We start from the raw sequence: 17,640 nt of genomic DNA on the forward strand, positions 1-17,640 counted from the left end.
TGCACGGGGCAACCAACGGTGTGGGCCCGTTCATGTGACCCCATCGCCGCATTCGGGTATGTTCCCCGAGTTTTCATTTGTGCAGGGTATGGCTTCCGTGGGAACCGACGAACGTAATCTGCAGGGCCTGGTGGCACGCCTGGCGGAGGCGCTGGCCGGCGTCGGTTTGCACGGACGGATCGGGTTGGAGAAGGAGACGCTGCGCGTGGGTCCGGAAGGCTCGCCGGCACTGACCCCGCATCCCGCCGCGCTGGGTTCGGCGCTGACGCACCCGCACATTACCACGGACTACTCGGAGGCCTTGCTGGAGCTGGTGACCCCGCCGTTCGATGATGTGCGTGAGACGCTGGGGTTTCTGCACGACCTGCAGGCCTTCGCCGCCGCAAACGTCGGTGACGAGACCTTGTGGTCGACCTCCATGCCCTGCGTAACGGCGAACGACAATGCGATCCCGGTGGCGCAGTACGGTCGCTCCAACGCCGGACGCATGAAGACCGTGTACCGCATCGGGCTCGGCCATCGCTACGGGAGGAAGATGCAGGTGATCGCGGGCGTGCACTTCAATTACTCCCCACGCCCGGAGTTCTGGCCGGCCCTGGCCGATGTGCTGGGCGAGACAGACGGCCGCGACTTCCGCGACGAGCGGATGATGGGGATGATCCGCAACCTGCTGCGCTTTGGCTGGCTGGTGCCCTATCTGTTCGGTGCCTCGCCGGCGGTGTGCAATTCGTTTCTCGAAGGCCATGGCGCGGTGCTGGAGGACTTCGACGACGATACCTCCTATTTGCCGCATGCGACCAGCCTGCGCATGGGGGATATCGGCTACACCAATCGCAAGGAGGCGGACACCGGCATCAAGGCGGACTACAACTCCCTGGGCGGTTACGTCGACTCGCTGCGCTGCGCGATCAATACGCCGAGCCCGGAGTGGGAGCACATTGGCGTGAAGGTCGACGGCGAATATCGCCAGCTGAACGCCAACATCCTGCAGATCGAGAACGAGTACTACTCGACCGTGCGCCCGAAGCAGCCGCTGGAGCGCTTCGAGAAGCCGACCGATGCCCTGGAGGCGCGAGGGATCGAATACGTCGAGCTGCGTTCGGTGGATATCAACGCCCAGCACCCGCTGGGGGTGGACGAGACTCAGCTGCGGTTCCTCGAGGTGTTTGCCCTGACCTGCCTGTTGCAGCCGAGCCCCCTGCTGGCTGATGGCGAACTCGACGCGATCGACCGCAACCTGCTGGCCGTGGCGCATTACGGCCGCCGCCCCGGGCTCGAGCTGCGCCGGCAGGACGAGCACGTGCTGCTGCAGGACTGGGCGCGCGAACTGCTGGCCCTGATGCGGCCGGTGGCCGCGATCCTCGATCAGGAATTGCCGGGTGATCCGTACCGTCGAGCACTCAGCGAACAATGGGGCAAGGTTGAACAGGCCGACCTGACCCCTTCGGCGCGGATGCTGGAAGACATGATGGCGCGCGAAGAGGGGTTTTATCGCTACGCCAGCCGCCTGTCGGCTCAGCATCGCGAGGCCTTCCGCTTCAATGGGCCGTTGCCGCGCGCCGATACGCTGGAGGCGCTGGCGCGCCAGAGCCTCGCCGAGCAGACAGCGATCGAGCAGGCCGATGAACTCGATTTCGATGCCTTCTTGGCGCGCTACTTCGAGGGCAGTCTGCGGGCTTCCTGATGCCGGGCCTGAGCATTCGATTTATTCGAATCATCAGGCCCATTTAACGCAATTTATATTCGATAAAATCGATGCGATGATGGGAGCCACAATCATCGGAAGGGTCCGTGCTGTGTCCCGGCGGGCCGGAACCCTGGAGAAGCCCACATGAGCCTCTTGATTAATGGCGAGCTGCGCGAGGGCTGGCTGGACGAGGAGTCCGACGAGAACGGCGAGTTCGTGCGTCAGGACCAGCAGTACCGCAACTACGTGACCGCCGATGGCTCGCCCGGTCCGCTGGGCGAGGGGGGTTATCCCGCCGAATCCGGGCGCTACCACCTGTATGTCTCCTACGCCTGTCCCTGGGCCCACCGCACGCTGATCCTGCGCAAGCTGAAGGGGCTGGAGTCGCATATCGGCTTGTCGGTCGTTCACCACTACATGGGTGATCCTGGCTGGTCATTCGACGACTGCGATGGTTGCACCGGGGACCGGGTGCACGGTTCGAAATTCATGCACGAGCTCTACACCCGGACCGACCCGAATTACACCGGCATCATTACCGTGCCAGTACTGTTCGACACGCAGGCCGACCGGATCGTAAATAACGAGTCCGAAGATCTGGTGCGCATGTTCAACGGCGCCTTCGATCACCTCACCGGCAACACCCTGGATTTCTATCCGGAAGATCTGCGCGAGGAGATCCATGCGGTCAACGATCGGGTCTACGAGAATGTGAACAATGGTGTCTACCGTTCCGGGTTTGCGACCACCCAGCATGCCTACGAGGCGGCCTTCGACCGTCTGTTCGAGGCGTTGGACTGGTTGGAAGAACGTCTGGCGCGGCAGCCTTTCCTGGTCGGGGACCGGCTGACCGAGGCGGACTGGCGGCTGTTCACCACGCTGGTGCGTTTCGATCCGGTGTATTACAGCCACTTCAAGTGCAACCGTCAGCGCCTGCTGGACTTCCCGAACCTGTCGGCCTACCTGCGCATGCTCTACCAGCGCCCTGGCGTGGCGGAGACGGTGCGCATGGATCACATCAAGGCGCATTACTACGGTAGTCACCCGATGCTGAACCCCAGCGGCATCGTGCCGAAGGGGCCGGTGATCGATTACAGTGCGCCGCATGGCCGACCGCTCGGGTCGTTGCCCGCAGCATTGCGGAACGCCGACGAAATGTGACGGTCGTTACACTTGTGGCGGCACCGAAAACGAAGCCGTGTTCCGTGGCCCGGGCGATCCCCGGGCCACACTTATGCTGAGGGGAGTGCCGAGTGAAGGCGATTGGGTGGTTGCTGGGCTTGTTGATCGTGGTGGCGGCCGGTTGGGCCGCCTGGCACGCGATCGACCCGCTGCTGAGTGAAGGCGACGACTCGGCCGAACTCGATGAGGCACCATCCGAACGTGACACCCGCACCCCCGTTCGAACTTCCGTTGTCGAACCTCGGACCTTCGAGACCCGCGTGGAATCTCTGGGCACGGTGGAGGCCCGTGAATCCGTTACCGTCACGGCCAGCGTGACCGAGCGCGTCGTCGAGGTGCTGTTTGACGACGGCGACGAGGTCGAGGCGGGGCAGTTGCTGGTGCGGCTGGATGCGGAGGAAGAGCGTGCGGCCGTGCGCGAGATCAGTGTTCAGGTCGACGAGGCCCGGCGGGAGCTGGAGCGCGTGCGCGACCGCGTGGCCGATGGTGTGGTGACTCAGCAGCAAGTGGATCAGCAGCGTTCCCGATTGAGCGAAGCGGAGGCCCGACTGGCCGCCGCTGAGGCGCGTGTTGCGAACCGCGAGATCCGCGCCCCATTCTCCGGTCGCCTGGGTCTGCGTCAGGTGAGTCCCGGGGCTCTGGTGAGCCCCGGGACTCCAGTAGTCGAACTGGATGACGTCGCCACAGTGAAGGTGGATTTTGCGGTCTCCGAGCGCCATGCCGGGGTGATCGACCTCGGGCGCGTGGTCCATGGTCGCAGTGCTCAAGGCGAATTCGAGGGGCAGGTTTCGGCCGTTAGTAACCGTATGGATGTGTCCACTCGTACCCTGATCGTGCGGGCAAGAGTGGATAATCCGGACCTCGTTCTGCGGCCGGGCATGTTGGTGAATGTTCGGCTGTCGCTGGATCCGGTGGACCGCCTGGCCGTGCCGGAGGGCGCGATCCGCCAGGTGGCGGATCAGCACTTCGTATTTCGTTTGACCGAAGACGAAACCGTTGAGCGCGTGCGCATCCGCATCGGCCGCCGAGACCCCGGCTACGCCGAGGTTCTGTCGGGGCTCGATCCGGGTGATGTCGTGGTTTCCGAGGGCGTTTCGCGTGTGCGTGATGGGCGCGAGGTTCGAGTGTTGCCACCGAGCGTACCGCGTGGGGCCGAAGGGGGCGGCTCCGGCCAATGATCATCTCGGATGTCGCCAATCGTCGGCCGGTACTGGCGATTGTCTTCAATCTGTTGCTGATCACCTTCGGGTTGATCGCCTACAACAGTCTTCCGTTGCGTGAATACCCCGATGTGGATCCGCCCGTGGTCACGGTGAACACCGTTTATCCCGGTGCAAGTGGCGAGATCATCGAGCGTGAGGTAACCCAGCGGCTGGAAGATCGGATTGCCGGCATCGAGGGCATCCGTTTTGTGGAGTCCTCCAGCGAGGATGGCCAGTCCCAAATTACGATCGAGTTCAATCTGAACCGCGATCTGGATGCAGCGGCGAATGACGTGCGCGAGGCCGTCAGTCGCGCCATGCGCGACCTGCCTGAGGATATCGATCCGCCCGAGGTGACCAAGGCGGATGCCGATGCCAACCCGATCCTTTGGCTCAACCTGTCCAGTACCACCATGGACGCGCTGGAGCTGGCGGATTACGCCGAGCGCAACCTGATCGATCGTATCTCGGTGGTGGACGGTGTGGCCCTGGTGCGACGTGGCGGGGCCCGCAGCTATGCCATGCGCATCTGGGTGGACCGCGAGGCACTGGCGGCGCGCGAGCTGACAGTGCTGGATATCTCCAACGCCCTGGAGGAAGAGAACGTCGAGCTCCCGGCTGGGCGTCTGGAATCGGTCGAGCGCGAGTTCACCGTGCGGGTGGACCGTCAGTATCGAACGCCGGAGGATTTCTCCAATCTGGTGCTCAAGCGCGGCGAGCAGGGGCAGCTGGTTCGTCTGGGTGACGTGGCCGATGTGAACATCGGGGCGGATACCGAGCGCAGTGAGTTCCGCGGCAATGGCGAGGACATGATCGGGCTGGGGATTATCCGCCAGTCGAACGCCAATGTCCTGGATGTGGCCAATGGCGTGAAGGCCATGGCCGCAGATCTGCAGGACAGCCTCCCGGAAGGCACCTCGCTGGTGACCACCTACGACGAGTCGGTGTTCATCGAGGGTGCGATCCGCGAGGTCTACATCACCCTGGCAGTTGCGACGGCCGCGGTTGTGTTCGTGATCTGGCTGTTTCTGGGCAGTTGGCGTGCCACGCTGATACCCGCAGTCACCGTGCCTGTGGCAATCACCGCCGCGTTTATCGGGATCACCCTGTTCGGTTTCTCGGTCAACCTGCTCACCCTGCTGGCCCTGGTGCTGGCGGTTGGGTTGGTGGTGGACGACTCCATCGTCATGCTGGAAAACATCCATCGTCGAATCGAGCGGGGTGAACCCGGGCTCCTGGCGGCCTATCGCGGGGCCGGGCAGGTCGGGTTCGCGATTGTGGCGACCACCTCGGTACTGATCGCGGTGTTTGTACCGCTGGCCTTCCTTGAGGGAACGGTTGGGCGCCTGTTCACCGAGTTCGCGATCGCTATGGCGATCGCCGTGTTCTTCTCGAGCCTTGTAGCGTTAACCCTTGCGCCCGTGTTGTCCGGGCGGCTCATGCAAAAGGGGGACGATGAAACCGGCGCCGCGCGGTATATCGGACGCGGGTTTGCGGCCCTGGAGCGCGGCTACGGGCGCGCCCTGCATACCGGTTTGAAGGCGTCCTGGCTGATTGTCCCAATCCTGGCGGCCGTGCTGGCGGCGGCCTGGTATTTGTTCGACACCCTTCCCGAAGAGTTCGCGCCGCAGGAGGACCGTGGTGCGTTTTTCGTGATGGTGGACGGGCCCGAGGGGGCCAATTTCGAATACATGAGCCAGCAGATGGCCGAGGTCGAAGCCCGGATCATGCCACTGGTTGAGGACGGACCGATCCGTCGTGCCCTGGTGCGCACCCCACGCGGTTTTGGGGGTTCGGAACTCATGAACAACGGGTTCGTGATCGCGATCCTTGAACACTGGGATGACCGCGATGTCTCGGGGCAGGAGGTCATCGAGCAGATTCGCGACATTGTTGACGAGATGCCCGGTGTTGAGGCCCGGGTGGTCATGCGCCAAGGGCTGTCGCGAGGTCGTGTCGGTCCACCGGTACAGTTTGTGATCTCCGGGCCGGACTATGAGCAGCTCGAGGAATGGGGCGAGACCATGCGCGAGGCCGCCTCCGAGATACCGGGGCTGACCCGGGTCGATCTCGATTATGAGCCGACCCAGCCACAGCTCAATGTGCGCCTGGACCGTGATCGGGCCGGAGATCTGGGCGTGTCCATGCTGGACGTGGGCCGCACGCTGGACATCGTCCTCGGTGGGCGCGATGTCACCACATTCGTGGACCGGGGTGAGGAGTACGATGTCATTCTGGAGGGGCTGACCGACCAGCGGCGTACGCCGGGGGATATCGACAATCTCTATGTACGCTCGTCCGCCGGGGACATGGTGCCCTTGTCGAGTCTGGTGACCTACGAGGAGCAGGCCGGGCCGTCCTCTCTGGAGCGCTACAACCGCTCGCGGGCGGTCACCCTGACCGCCGGGCTGGCGGATGGCATGACGCTGGGCGAGGCGCTGGATGCCCTGGACGAACTGGCCGCCGAGTTACTTCCGGCCGAGGCCGGCATCGACTACAAGGGGGAATCGCTGGATCTTCGCGCGGGCTCCGAGGCGATCCTGTTCGTCTTCGCGCTGGCCTTGCTGGTGGTCTTCCTGGTGCTGGCAGCACAGTTCGAGAGTTTCGTGCACCCCTTCGTGATCATGCTGACGGTTCCGCTGGCGGTGGTCGGAGCGTTGCTTGGACTTCATCTGACGGGCCAGACGCTGAATATCTACAGTCAGATTGGGATGGTCATGCTGATCGGGTTGGCCGCGAAAAACGGCATCTTGATCGTCGAGTTTGCCAATCAGTTGCGCGACCGTGGGCGTGACTTTGATACGGCAGTGGTCGAGGCGGCACGTATGCGTCTGCGGCCGGTGTTGATGACGGCGCTGACCACCGTGGCCGGGTCCATTCCGCTGATCCTGGCCTCCGGACCGGGTCAGGAGACCCGCTTCGTAATCGGGGTGGCGGTGTTTTCCGGGGTGCTGTTTGCCACGCTGTTCACCCTATTCGTGATCCCGTCGGCGTATCGCCTGGTCGCGCGCGGCACGACCTCGCCGCTGGCAAACACCCGGCGCCTGCACGACCTGGACGACGAGATCGACGACGTCGACGGCGAGCGCCGCGGTGCCCGCGCCGCCACCGCCCCGCGCGCTGAGCCCTGATCGCTCTGGTGTCTCGGTGGTGGTGCCTTCGGTCCACCGCATGCCTGTTGGTGGCTGGCCCTGGTTCTGCATCCGGTGTTTACGTGCCTTCGGTCCGCATACTGCCCGGCGCTGACTCGCCAGCGCGCCGCGCCCGTTTTTGATCAACAACTGGCTTTCTTGCTTGCCCAAGAAAGGACCCAAAGAAGGGCACCCGGATTTCGCCCGGGAACCTCGCTCCGGACGTGCTGGGCCGGCGGCGCTGAACTCGCTGCGCTGCGCTGCGCTCCGCTCAGACATCCAGCGCCCCGAATTTATGGAAAACGGGCCGGCCCATCACGCCCTCCACGAGGAGCTCCATACGGGAGGGGCAGGTCAAGACAGAAGGTATTCCGGCTCCACGAAACAACAGTGGGCCCTGCCGCCTGAAAGCCCCCGGCGCCCGCGTGCGGGCGCGGCACGCAACAGCCAAAGGCCGAGCGTGCCGAAGATGTCCGAAGACCCAGCCTTCATCCACTGGCACGATCGTCGGGACGGCCGTTGTCTTGACCTGCCTCCCCGTTTTCGTCGCGCCAAGTGGAGAGAGTTTTCGCGGGACGATTCTAAATAGAAACGGGGGCGCTGGATGTCTGAGCGGAGCCGTAGGCGCAGCGAGTTCAGCGCCGCCCGCGAAAACCCTCGGAGCGAGGGAAACCCCGGCCCGCGCAGCGGGCCGGGGTCGCGGCAGTCGGGCGTGTTTCTTGGTGACTTCTTTGCACGAGCAAAGAAGTCACTCGGGGCGCGCTGGCGAATCAGCGCACGGCAGTACGTGGACCGAAGGCACCGTAAACACTGGGTCGCGAACCAGGACCAGCCAGTCAGCGATAGATAAGCACCCAGCGTTCGAGGCTGGCGTGTGGCGTGATCAGGCGCGCGCCGGGGCGCGAGAGTCATCGCGCCAGAGCCAGAGGATGGCGACGGTCAGTACCGCGATCACCGGTAGCATGGCCAGGTTCAGGCCGTCCCAGCCGAGCGGTCGCAGCAGCGCCCCGGCCAGCAGCGACCCGGCCGTGACCAGCGTGAAGATGGTCAGGTCGTTCACACCCTGAACCTTGCCCTTCTCGGTGGCGGTATGGGTAGTGGTCAACAGCGTACTGCCGCCAATGAAGAGGAAATTCCAGCCGACACCCAGCAGGAACAACGCCAGCCAGAAGTGCGCTAGCGTCTCCCCGTGCGCGGCAAGCGCCACGCTGAACAGCACCAGCGCGTTTCCGACCGCCAGGATGCGCGTGACCCCGAAGCGAGTAATCAGGTGGCCGGTCACGAACGAGGGCGCGAACATGCCCAGCACGTGCCACTGCATCACCAGTGCGACCTGACCCATGTCGAAGCCCGTCTGGCGCATGGCCAGCGGCGTCGCCGTCATCAGCAGCACCATGACCGCATAGCCCAGCGCGGCGGCAGTCAGTGCGACGAGGAAGCGACCCTGAGGCAGGATGTCGCGCATTGGCCGGGCAGGCCCGCGTTCCTCTGGCGGCGCCGGCACCCGCAGCCAGGCCAGCAGCGCCATCGCCAGCAGGGCCAGGGCACCCAGCATGAGGTAAGGCCCGGCCTCCGGCGCGCTGGGCAGAAGGCTCTGGGTGTGGTGGGCATTCCAGGGACCAAGGAAGGCCGCTGCCACACCGCCGGCCATGACCAGCGAGATCGCGCGAGGCCGAAAGGCATCACTGGCGACATCCGCCGCTGCGAAGCGGTAGTACATGGCGGAGGCCTGGTATCCGCCCAGCAGCAGGTTGCCGAACACAAAGAGCCAGAAGGACTCTGCCAACACCCCGGCGGCAGCAAAGGCCGCACCGCCGAAGCCCCCGATTCCGGCTCCCAGAAGAAATCCGGTACGACGGCCAAACCGCTTCATGAACAGGGAAGCGGGCAGGGTGGTCACGAGGGTGCCGACCATCATCGCGGCCACCGGCAAGGTTGCCAGGGTTGGATCGGTGGCTAGGCCTTCGCCAACGACGCCGCTGAGGGTCATAACGGTCACCGCGACGATCAGGAACAGGGCCTGGCCGAGCGCGAGGATCAGGACATTGGTGTGTTCACGCGGGGTGGTCTGGCCAGACATCGGATTCCCTTCGTAGAAGGCCTGGGCCGTCATGGCCCAGGCGGTGCATCTGAATCAGAGTGGCCTTAAGCACGCGGATGAAAATCAAGGACCGCGGAGTTGATGCAATAGCGCAGGCCGGTGGGCGCCGGACCGTCGGGGAAGACGTGGCCCAGATGGGATTCGCAGCGTGCGCAGCGCACCTCGGTGCGTTCCATCCCGAGAGAGCGGTCACGGTGTTCGTCCACGGCGGCCTCGCTGGCGGGGGCGGTGTAACTGGGCCAGCCGCTGCCTGAATCGAACTTGGTGCGGGAGTCGAACAGCGGCGCACCGCAGGCGACGCAGTGGTAGATGCCATCGGCCTTGTGGTCGTTGTACGCACCCGTGAAGGGCCGCTCGGTTCCGCCTTCGCGGGCGATGCGGTATTGCTCTTGCGTGAGGCGGTCGCGCAGCTCGGCGTCCGTGGGGCGATCGGATGGGCTCATGCAACCTCCGGGGCGGTGGGATTGTCTGTGAACGATGAATGGGCTTACCAGTGGACCGGGACGGTTATCTCCGGTTCATGTTGGCCTGGCGAAAGGCTAGACCGTTAGGGAAACGCTGATTAACGTACATGCTAGCGTTGGCACCCCAGGTGTTACGAGGCAAGGCGCGTCGTGCAGGGGGGGTAGGGGTTCTACCCGCCCGTTTCTGATGGACTCGGGGCGCAACGCAGGATCGGGGGACCTGGGGTGCCAACCCCACAAACGATTGCTAGCAGGGGCTCGGCCGCTTTTGCGTGGGACCGGCGTTGCGGCTCGCTTATGTAACTCGGCTACACTTCACTCACCGCGCCTTGTTCGCACGCAAAAGCGACTCGAGCGCGAGTGTGTACATTAACCAGCGTTTCCCTAGAGGTGGTCGTGGGTTGTCCCGATTGTGAACGTATTGATCTTCTGCCGGCGGCCTCCGGCACCCTGTATCTCGCGCCGGTCCTGGCGCACACCCGTGCGGCGCTACGGCAGCGCATGGTAGACGAGCAGTTGCCCTGTGCCGAACCGACGTCGGGAATTTTGGCATTGCCGGTCGCGGGAACCGGTGGGCTGGGCGAGATGCTGGTCCGACTGGAGCAGGCGCTGAGTAGCTCCGAACAGGCCGGATGTCGGGCGACCTTTGTCCCGGAAGGCGAGACCTTCGGGCTGGGGCATCTGCAGGATACCCACTTGCTGTCCACGTTGATTGCGCGCCACAACGCCCGTGATCTCGCCGCGATTCTGGCCAACGATGCGCTGGATTTTCATTTCCAGCCGATCGTACACGCCGCCGATCCGAGCGAAGTGTTTGCCTACGAGGCATTGATCCGGGCGAGCACCCCCGATGGCGACGTTATCCCGCCGAACGAATTGTTCAAGACCGCGCGTGCGGCCGAACTACTGTTTCATCTGGACCGGTCGGCTCGTATCAATGCGATCCGGCGTGCCAGTGAACGGGGTATTGGTAGTCGGCTGTTCATCAACTTCAACCCGACCGCGATCTATGACCCGGCCTTTTGCCTGGAGACCACGGTACGCGAGATCAATTCGCGCCCCGCGGACCGCATGGGTCCCAGCGGATTCGTGTTCGAGGTCATCGAGAGCGACCAGGTCACTGATATCGAACACCTGTCGCGGATCGTGGAGCGCTATCGGCGGGCAGGGTTCCAGGTTGCCCTGGACGATCTTGGCGCCGGTTATGCCTCGCTGAACATGCTGTCGCAGTTGCGTCCCGACTACGTGAAGATCGACCGTGAGCTGGTCAGCGGCATCAGCGGAGATATCTATCAGCAGAAGATTCTCGGCAAGATTGTCGAGCTGGCGCGCGACCTGGATATCCAGGTGGTGGCCGAGGGTGTCGAGACCGTCGACGAATGGCGCTGGCTGAAGGACCGCGTCGACTACTGCCAGGGTTACCTGTTCGCTCGCCCCGCTGCCGAGCCGCCGTTGCCGAAACACCCCGAGCCGGCCTGATTCCGGGCTGTCGACAGGTTTCGCGGCGCGTGCACATCGGCCGCGCTTTCCATAGACTCGGGTGTTATGAACCAGCTTCCCCCTGATGCCCGTAACCCGACGCTCGAATCCGCCTATCAGCTACTGCGCGATGCCGAGGTGCGCTATCGCGGTCGCACGGTGGGTTCCGTAGCGAGCCTGGACGAGCGCGCGCCCGCGGAGAACTACGCCGACTGTTTTATTCGCGATTTCGTGCCTTCGGGGCTTGTCTATTTGCTGAACGACGAGCCCGAGGTGGTGCGCGATTTTCTCTCGCTGATCCTGCAGATTCGCGACACCCAGGAAGAGATCGAGGGGCACCGCCGTTTGCCACGGGTGATGCCGGCGAGCTTCCGTGTGTTTACCGATGCCGATGGTCGTGAATCGCTGGCGGCAGACTTTGGCGATCGCGCAATCGGGCGTGTGGCGCCGGTGGATTCGATGATGTGGTGGGTGTTGCTGTTGCGTGCCTACCAGAACCGCACGGGCGACCATGACTTCATCAAGAGTGCCGACGTCCAGCGTGGTATCCGTCTGATTCTGAGCATCTGCCTGCAGGACCGCTTCGAGGTCTTCCCGACGCTGTTGGTGCCGGATGGAAGCTTCATGATCGATCGGCGCATGGGGGTGTTCGGTCACCCGCTGGAGATCCAGGCCTTGTTCTACGGGATGCTCAAGGCCTCGCTGGCAATGCTGGAGCCCTGTGACCGGGATTCCGAACTCCTGTGTGAACAGTCCGCGATCCGTACGCACCAGCTGTCGGACTATATCCGCCACTACTATTGGCTGGATCTGGAGCGATTGAACGATATCCATCGCTATCGCACGGAGCACTTCGGGCACGAGTCGGAGAACTCCCTGAATATCTACCCCGAGAGCATCCCGGACTGGCTGGTCGACTGGCTGCCCTCCGAGAGCGGTTATCTGGTGGGTAACCTGGGGCCGGGGCGGATGGATTTCCGCTTTTTCAGTTTCGGTAACCTGCTGGCCGTACTGTTCGGACTGGCGGACGAGCATCAGTCGCGCTCGATCATGCAGACCTTCGAGCAGCGTTTCGAGGACCTGATTGGCACCATGCCGGTGAAGATCTGCTACCCGGCGATGATTGGCGAGGAATGGCGCCTGCTGACCGGCTCGGATCCGAAGAACACCCCTTGGTCCTATCACAATGGGGGTAACTGGCCGGCGCTGCTGTGGGCCTTTACCGGCGCGGCGCTGCGCGTCGGGCGGCCGGATCTGGCGCGCAGTGTGCACGCGGTGGCGGCCGAGCGCCTGCATCGTGACCAGTGGCCGGAATACTACGACGGTCGCCACGGCCGCCTGGTAGGACGTCGTGCCAACCACCGTCAGACCTGGTCGGCGACCGCCGTACTGGTCTCGCAGGCCCTGATCGACAATCCCGAGACCATGAACCTGTTCGACAGCCCCGAACCCGAGGTGCCATGAAAAAGACCCAGAGCAAGACCCGCGACGGCGAAGGCCTCTACCTTGTCCTGATCAGCGTCCACGGCCTGATCCGTGGGCAGGACCTGGAGCTTGGACGTGATGCCGATACTGGCGGGCAGACGCTCTATGCGGTCGAACTGGCGCGCGCTCTGGCCCGCCACCCGCAGGTCGGTCGGGTCGACCTGCTGACGCGACGGGTCGTCGACAGCAAGGTCGCCAAGGATTACGCCGAGTCGGAAGAAGATCTCGGGGATGGGGCCCATCTCGTACGCCTCGACTGCGGGCCCCGGCGCTACCTGCGCAAGGAGAAGCTCTGGCCTTATCTGGACTGCTTCGCCGACAACGCCCTGGGGCATATCCGTCGCGTCGGTCTGCGCCCGGACGTGATCCACGGGCACTATGCCGATGCCGGACACGTGGCGGTGCAGCTCTCCAACCTGCTGGGCGCGCCAATGCTGCAGACCGGGCATTCGCTGGGGCGGGTTAAGCGCGAGCGCTTGCGCGAGAGCGGCATGTCCGATGCCGATATCGAGGCCCGCTACAACATCTCGACTCGCATCCACGCAGAGGAAGAGGCGCTGGCCCATGCCCACCGGGTCATCGCCAGTACCCGCCAGGAGATCGGTGAACAGTACGCGACCTACGACAACTATCAGCCGGAGCGAATGGAGGTGATCCCGCCGGGCACCGACCTGGCGCGCTTCTACCCACCCAAGCGGGGGCAGCGCAAGCCGCCGATCTGGGCGGAGATCCGGCGCTTTCTGGAAAAGCCCGATCGGCCTCTGATCATGGCCCTGTCGCGTGCCGATGAACGCAAGAATATCCGCGCCCTGGTCGAGGCCTACGCCGGCAACGACTGGCTGCGCGAGAACGCCAATCTGGTGATCGTCGCCGGCAATCGTGACGACATCGCGGATCTCGACAAGGGCGCGCGCGATGTCCTGACCGATCTGCTCCTGCGGATCGATCGCCATGATCTACACGGGAAGGTCGCGTATCCAAAACACCACGATTCCGAGGACGTGCCGGATCTCTATCGGCTGGTGGCCTCCAGCAAGGGTGTGTTCGTGAACCCCGCGCTGACGGAACCCTTTGGCCTGACCCTGATCGAGGCCGCCGCCAGTGGGGCGCCCATTGTGGCGACCAACGATGGGGGGCCGGAGGAGATCATCTCCCGTTGCCACAACGGCCAGTTGATCGACCCGCTGGACCCGGAGGGCATCGCCGACGCGATCCAGGGCATCCTGGCCGATCGGCCGCGCTGGCAGCGCTACTCGCGTGCCGGGCTGAAGGGTGTGCGCCAGCACTACTCCTGGGACGGGCACGCCGAGAAGTACGTGAAGCTTACGAAGACATTGACCCGCGAAGTGCGTCAGGAGAAGCACCACGAGCGTCGAGTCTCGGGACACTTGGCACAGATGGACCGGGCCGTCATCACGGACATCGACAACACCTTGCTGGGTGACGACAAGGCCACCCGTGCCTTCGTGACCTGGCTCAAGCGCAACCGCAAACGAGTGGCCTTCGGCGTGGCCACGGGACGGCGGATCGATTCCGCCGCCGCGATCCTGGAGGAGCACGGCGTGCCCACGCCGGATGTCTGGATCACCTCGGTGGGCAGCGAGATCCATTACGGCACCAAGCAGACCGAGGATCGCGGTTGGGCACGGCATATCAGCCATCGCTGGGAGCCGGACGGGCTGCGCGAATGCCTGCTAAAGGAAAAGAACCTGGTCCTGCAGCCCGATGTCGATCAGCGCACGCACAAGGTGAGCTTCTTCGTCGAGCCGTCCGGCAGCCTGGATGTCTCGACAATTGAGACGCGGCTTTATCGCGAGGACCTGCACGCCCGGGTGATCTACTCGCACGACCGCTATCTCGACCTGCTTCCGGTGCGCGCCTCCAAGGGGCTGGCAGTGCGCTATCTGTCGGATAAGTGGGGAATCCCACTGGAACACGTACTGGTGGCCGGCGATTCCGGCAACGACGAGGATATGCTGCGTGGGCGGCTACTGGGTGTGGTGGTTGGCAATCACCAGCCGGAGCTGGAAAGCCTGCGCGGCTTCCAGCGGATCTTCTTCGCCGGTGCGACCCATGCGCGCGGCATCCTCGAAGGCATCGAGCACTTCGATCTCATCAACGGTTACAACGCCCCGGACAACGAAGCCGCCGAATAGCCCGGCTCTTTCACCACGAAGCATACGAAGGCACGAAGAAGAGCAAGGTCAAAGGCTAGTTACCACAGAGGGCACGGAGTTCACGGAGAAAATCGACAGGCCGCTAGAAGTTATAGACGACGCCCGCGGCATTCAACCCCGTTCCAGCGTGTGCACGTGTCCCCTCGAATGTTTCGCCCGAACCATCCTTTCTCTGTGTCCTCTGTGTACTCCGTGGTGATAAAGGTTGTTTGTCCTTGACCTTCTTCGTGCCTTCGTGTGCTTCGTGGTGATATTGATCAGGGGACGGGGAGGAGCAGGGCGATGCCGGTGACGACGGTGACGACCTCGAAGGCGCGTTTCACCAGGCGGTTGCCGTAGTGCTGGGCGGCCCAGGCGCCCAGATAGCCGCCGACAAAGCTGCCGACGAGCAGGGCCGGCAGCCAGTCCCATTGCACTGTGCCTAAGGTCCCGAGTACGAGTGCGCCCGCGCCGTTCCAGACCAGACCGACCAGGACCATGGTGTAGGCAACGGCCTGGGTGTAGCTCATGCCGTACCAACGCACCAGCCACAGGGTGACCATCAGCCCGGTACCGGAGGCGAGCGAGCCATTGAGGACGCCGATCAGGAACAGACCCGCCGCCCCGATTAGCGCATGGCGCCAGGAAAAACCGACCTCGCGCACCACCTGCCCCAATTGCGGGCGGCGCCAGGAGTACCATCCAAGGCCAATGGTCAGCAGTCCCAGGGCGATTTCGCCGGCTCGTGGCGGGATCCCAAGCACCAGCCATGCACCGATTAGCACCCCAGGAAGACCGGCCAGCAGGATAATGCCTAGGCGTACGGGCTCGAATGTGCTTTTCTTGAGGTGGCGCCATCCGGCGCCGGCGCCTAGCGCGACCGACGCGATCTTGTGGGTGGCCAGCGCGACGGGGTAGGGAAGCCCCAGAAAAATGAGGGCGGGAAGCTGCAACAGACCGGCCCCGCCACCGGCCAGCGCGGAGAACCCGTTGGCGATGATGGCGATGAAGACGAGTCCGAGGTGTTCGAAAATGGTCATTTGGGGTGCATGGAACCGGAAGCGATCAAGCCTGTGGCGGGCGGGGTTGGCCGGTGCATTGTTGCTGGGCCTTGCGGCACCCGTTCAGGCGGACATTTATCGCTGGGTGGATGATGACGGGACCGTACACTATTCCAGTACTCCGCAGCCGGAAACGAGTCAGCGTGAACGCCACATCTTTGATTCCGAGGGCCGTGTGCGCGAGGTGCTACCGGCGCCGATGAGTGCGAAGGAGCGGGCACAGGCCGCTGCCGAGCGCGAGCAGGCCGAACGCGAGCTGGAGGCGGCGTTGCGAGCGCGCCAGGACCGTGCCGCGCGCGAGCGCCAGTTGCGTCGAGCTTACGAGTCGTTGGACGAGATCGAGGAGCTGCGCGAGCGTCGTGAGCGTGCCATCGGTGGGACCATCCAGCGCAGCGAAGCGCAGGAGACGACGCTGTTGCGCGAACGCGAACGTATTCGGCGGCAGAAGGACAACGCCCCCGATGGATCGCCTCTGCTGGAGCGTTACCGCTCGGAGATGGAGGAACTGGACGCGCGTATCGCGCGCGAACGCCAGTATCGTCGCGGTCAGCGTGATCGTTTATCCGCGATCCACGAACGCCTGGACCTGGATCGCCGCGACTTCCAGCAGCTGGTGCTCAACGGGCGTGATTCGTAGCGCTCACCCTGATTCAGACAAGCACGAAGCGAGTCGCGGCGCTAATCACATCCTGCCCGCCGGGGCCGGTTCGTTACCGGCTGATCAGCGTGCCGACGCCCTGGTCGGTCAGCAACTCCAGCAATACGGCGTGTTCCACTCGACCATCCACGATGTGGGTGGCGTTTACCCCGCTGCGGACGGCATCCAGGGCACAGCGGATCTTCGGGATCATGCCGCCGTGAATGGTGCCGTCGCGGATCATCTCGTCGACGTGGGGGGCTGAGAGCTTAGTCAGGAGCTTGCCACTGCCGTCCAGTACGCCGGGGGTGTTGGTCAGCAGGAACAGCTTTTCCGCGTCCAGCACGACCGCGAGTTTTTCAGCAGCGGTGTCGGCGTTGATGTTGTAGGCCTTGCCGTCGTGGTCGAAGCCGATGGGTGCGATCACCGGGATGAAATCGCTTTCGTCCAGGGTATGCACGATCGCTGGGTCCACGCCCTCGACTTGACCGACATGGCCCAGGTCTACGGTGGGTTGGCCTTCCGCGGCGCCGAAGTCGCGTAGTGGGGTGGCGCGGATCATTTGCCCGTCCTTCCCGGTCAGCCCGACGGCGCGCCCGCCGAAGCGGTTGATCAGCGAAACGATCTCCTGGTTCACGATGCCGCCGAGCACCATCTGCACCACGTCCATGGTCTCGCGATCGGTGACGCGCAGACCGTTGACGAACTCGGTCTCCTTGCCCAGGCGCTTCAGCAGGTCCCCGATCTGCGGCCCACCGCCGTGCACCACCACCGGATTCACCCCCACCTGTTTCAGCAGCACGATGTCGCGCGCGAACGAGGCCTTCAGGCGGTCCTCGGTCATGGCGTTGCCGCCGTACTTGATCACGATCGTCTTGCCCGCGAAGCGCTGGATGTAGGGCAGCGCCTCGATCAGTACGTGGGCAACGGAATGGGCCGTCTGGGTATCCATGGCGGGTCCGGTTGTCGGTTTTTGCAGCCGCGTAGTTTAGCACCCGGTCTGCTTGGCGCGGTGAGTCGCGCTTAAAACATGTGCATAAGTTGCATCGTTTGAC

General features: G+C 64.0%; 12 protein-coding genes and 1 pseudogene. 8 read left to right on the top strand and 5 right to left on the bottom strand.

Translation table 11 applies throughout. The features are described from left to right. Nucleotides 1-97 precede the first annotated feature (97 nt). The 4 genes from gshA to F462_RS07355 all read left to right on the top strand — a co-directional run bounded on the left by gshA (nucleotide 98) and on the right by F462_RS07355 (nucleotide 7,202). Nucleotides 98-1,684, top strand: coding sequence for a glutamate--cysteine ligase (gshA, locus tag F462_RS07340; protein ID WP_038054886.1), 1,587 nt, complete (start codon nucleotides 98-100; stop codon nucleotides 1,682-1,684). A gap of 147 nt (nucleotides 1,685-1,831) precedes the next feature. After that, entirely contained in the window at nucleotides 1,832-2,848 is a 1,017-nt protein-coding gene (locus tag F462_RS07345; protein ID WP_038052864.1) for a glutathione S-transferase family protein, read from the top strand. 92 nt (nucleotides 2,849-2,940) lie between these two features. Further along, on the top strand, nucleotides 2,941-4,047 hold the full coding sequence (locus tag F462_RS07350) for an efflux RND transporter periplasmic adaptor subunit (protein ID WP_038052866.1): 1,107 nt from the start codon (nucleotides 2,941-2,943) through the stop codon (nucleotides 4,045-4,047). Then, a complete protein-coding gene (locus F462_RS07355) occupies nucleotides 4,044-7,202 on the top strand; it encodes an efflux RND transporter permease subunit (protein WP_038052868.1) in 3,159 nt (1,052 codons plus the stop codon). Before F462_RS07350 ends, F462_RS07355 begins: the two co-directional genes overlap by 4 nt. A gap of 271 nt (nucleotides 7,203-7,473) precedes the next feature. Here the strand turns inward: F462_RS07355 and F462_RS14095 are convergent. The 3 genes and pseudogenes from F462_RS14095 to msrB all read right to left on the bottom strand — a co-directional run bounded on the left by F462_RS14095 (nucleotide 7,474) and on the right by msrB (nucleotide 9,746). After that, nucleotides 7,474-7,694 (bottom strand): annotated as a pseudogene (locus tag F462_RS14095) (hypothetical protein). 391 nt (nucleotides 7,695-8,085) lie between these two features. Continuing rightward, a complete protein-coding gene (locus F462_RS07360) occupies nucleotides 8,086-9,282 on the bottom strand; it encodes an MFS transporter (RefSeq protein WP_038054888.1) in 1,197 nt (398 codons plus the stop codon). Nucleotides 9,283-9,347: 65 nt separating this feature from the next. Continuing rightward, entirely contained in the window at nucleotides 9,348-9,746 is a 399-nt protein-coding gene (gene msrB / locus F462_RS07365) for a peptide-methionine (R)-S-oxide reductase MsrB (protein ID WP_038052872.1), read from the bottom strand. Between the two features lie 417 nt (nucleotides 9,747-10,163). Here msrB and F462_RS07370 point away from each other — a divergent pair, with 417 nt between their 5' ends. The 3 genes from F462_RS07370 to F462_RS07380 all read left to right on the top strand — a co-directional run bounded on the left by F462_RS07370 (nucleotide 10,164) and on the right by F462_RS07380 (nucleotide 14,887). Further along, a complete protein-coding gene (locus F462_RS07370; RefSeq protein ID WP_038054890.1) occupies nucleotides 10,164-11,246 on the top strand; it encodes an EAL domain-containing protein in 1,083 nt (360 codons plus the stop codon). A 66-nt stretch (nucleotides 11,247-11,312) separates the two neighbouring features. Next, a complete protein-coding gene (locus tag F462_RS07375; RefSeq protein WP_018874049.1) occupies nucleotides 11,313-12,710 on the top strand; it encodes a glycoside hydrolase 100 family protein in 1,398 nt (465 codons plus the stop codon). After that, nucleotides 12,707-14,887, top strand: coding sequence for an HAD-IIB family hydrolase (locus tag F462_RS07380; protein WP_038052873.1), 2,181 nt, complete (start codon nucleotides 12,707-12,709; stop codon nucleotides 14,885-14,887). The genes F462_RS07375 and F462_RS07380 overlap by 4 nt, the downstream gene beginning before the upstream one ends. Before the next feature lie 278 nt (nucleotides 14,888-15,165). Here the strand turns inward: F462_RS07380 and F462_RS07385 are convergent, their stop codons facing one another. Further along, nucleotides 15,166-15,927, bottom strand: a complete 762-nt coding sequence (locus F462_RS07385; protein WP_038052876.1) for a sulfite exporter TauE/SafE family protein — start codon at nucleotides 15,925-15,927, stop codon at nucleotides 15,166-15,168. On the opposite strand from F462_RS07385, the gene F462_RS07390 reads away from it, so the two are divergent. Next, entirely contained in the window at nucleotides 15,920-16,585 is a 666-nt protein-coding gene (locus F462_RS07390; protein ID WP_208854131.1) for a DUF4124 domain-containing protein, read from the top strand. The two genes, F462_RS07385 and F462_RS07390, sit on opposite strands and share 8 nt — an antisense overlap. 73 nt (nucleotides 16,586-16,658) lie before the next feature. Here F462_RS07390 and argB read toward each other — a convergent pair whose 3' ends face one another. Then, entirely contained in the window at nucleotides 16,659-17,537 is an 879-nt protein-coding gene (gene argB, locus F462_RS07395) for an acetylglutamate kinase (protein ID WP_038052881.1), read from the bottom strand. Between the last annotated feature and the right edge of the window lie 103 nt (nucleotides 17,538-17,640).

This window comes from Thioalkalivibrio sp. ALJ1, from assembly GCF_000745395.1.
Taxonomy (GTDB): Bacteria; Pseudomonadota; Gammaproteobacteria; order Ectothiorhodospirales; family Ectothiorhodospiraceae; genus Thioalkalivibrio.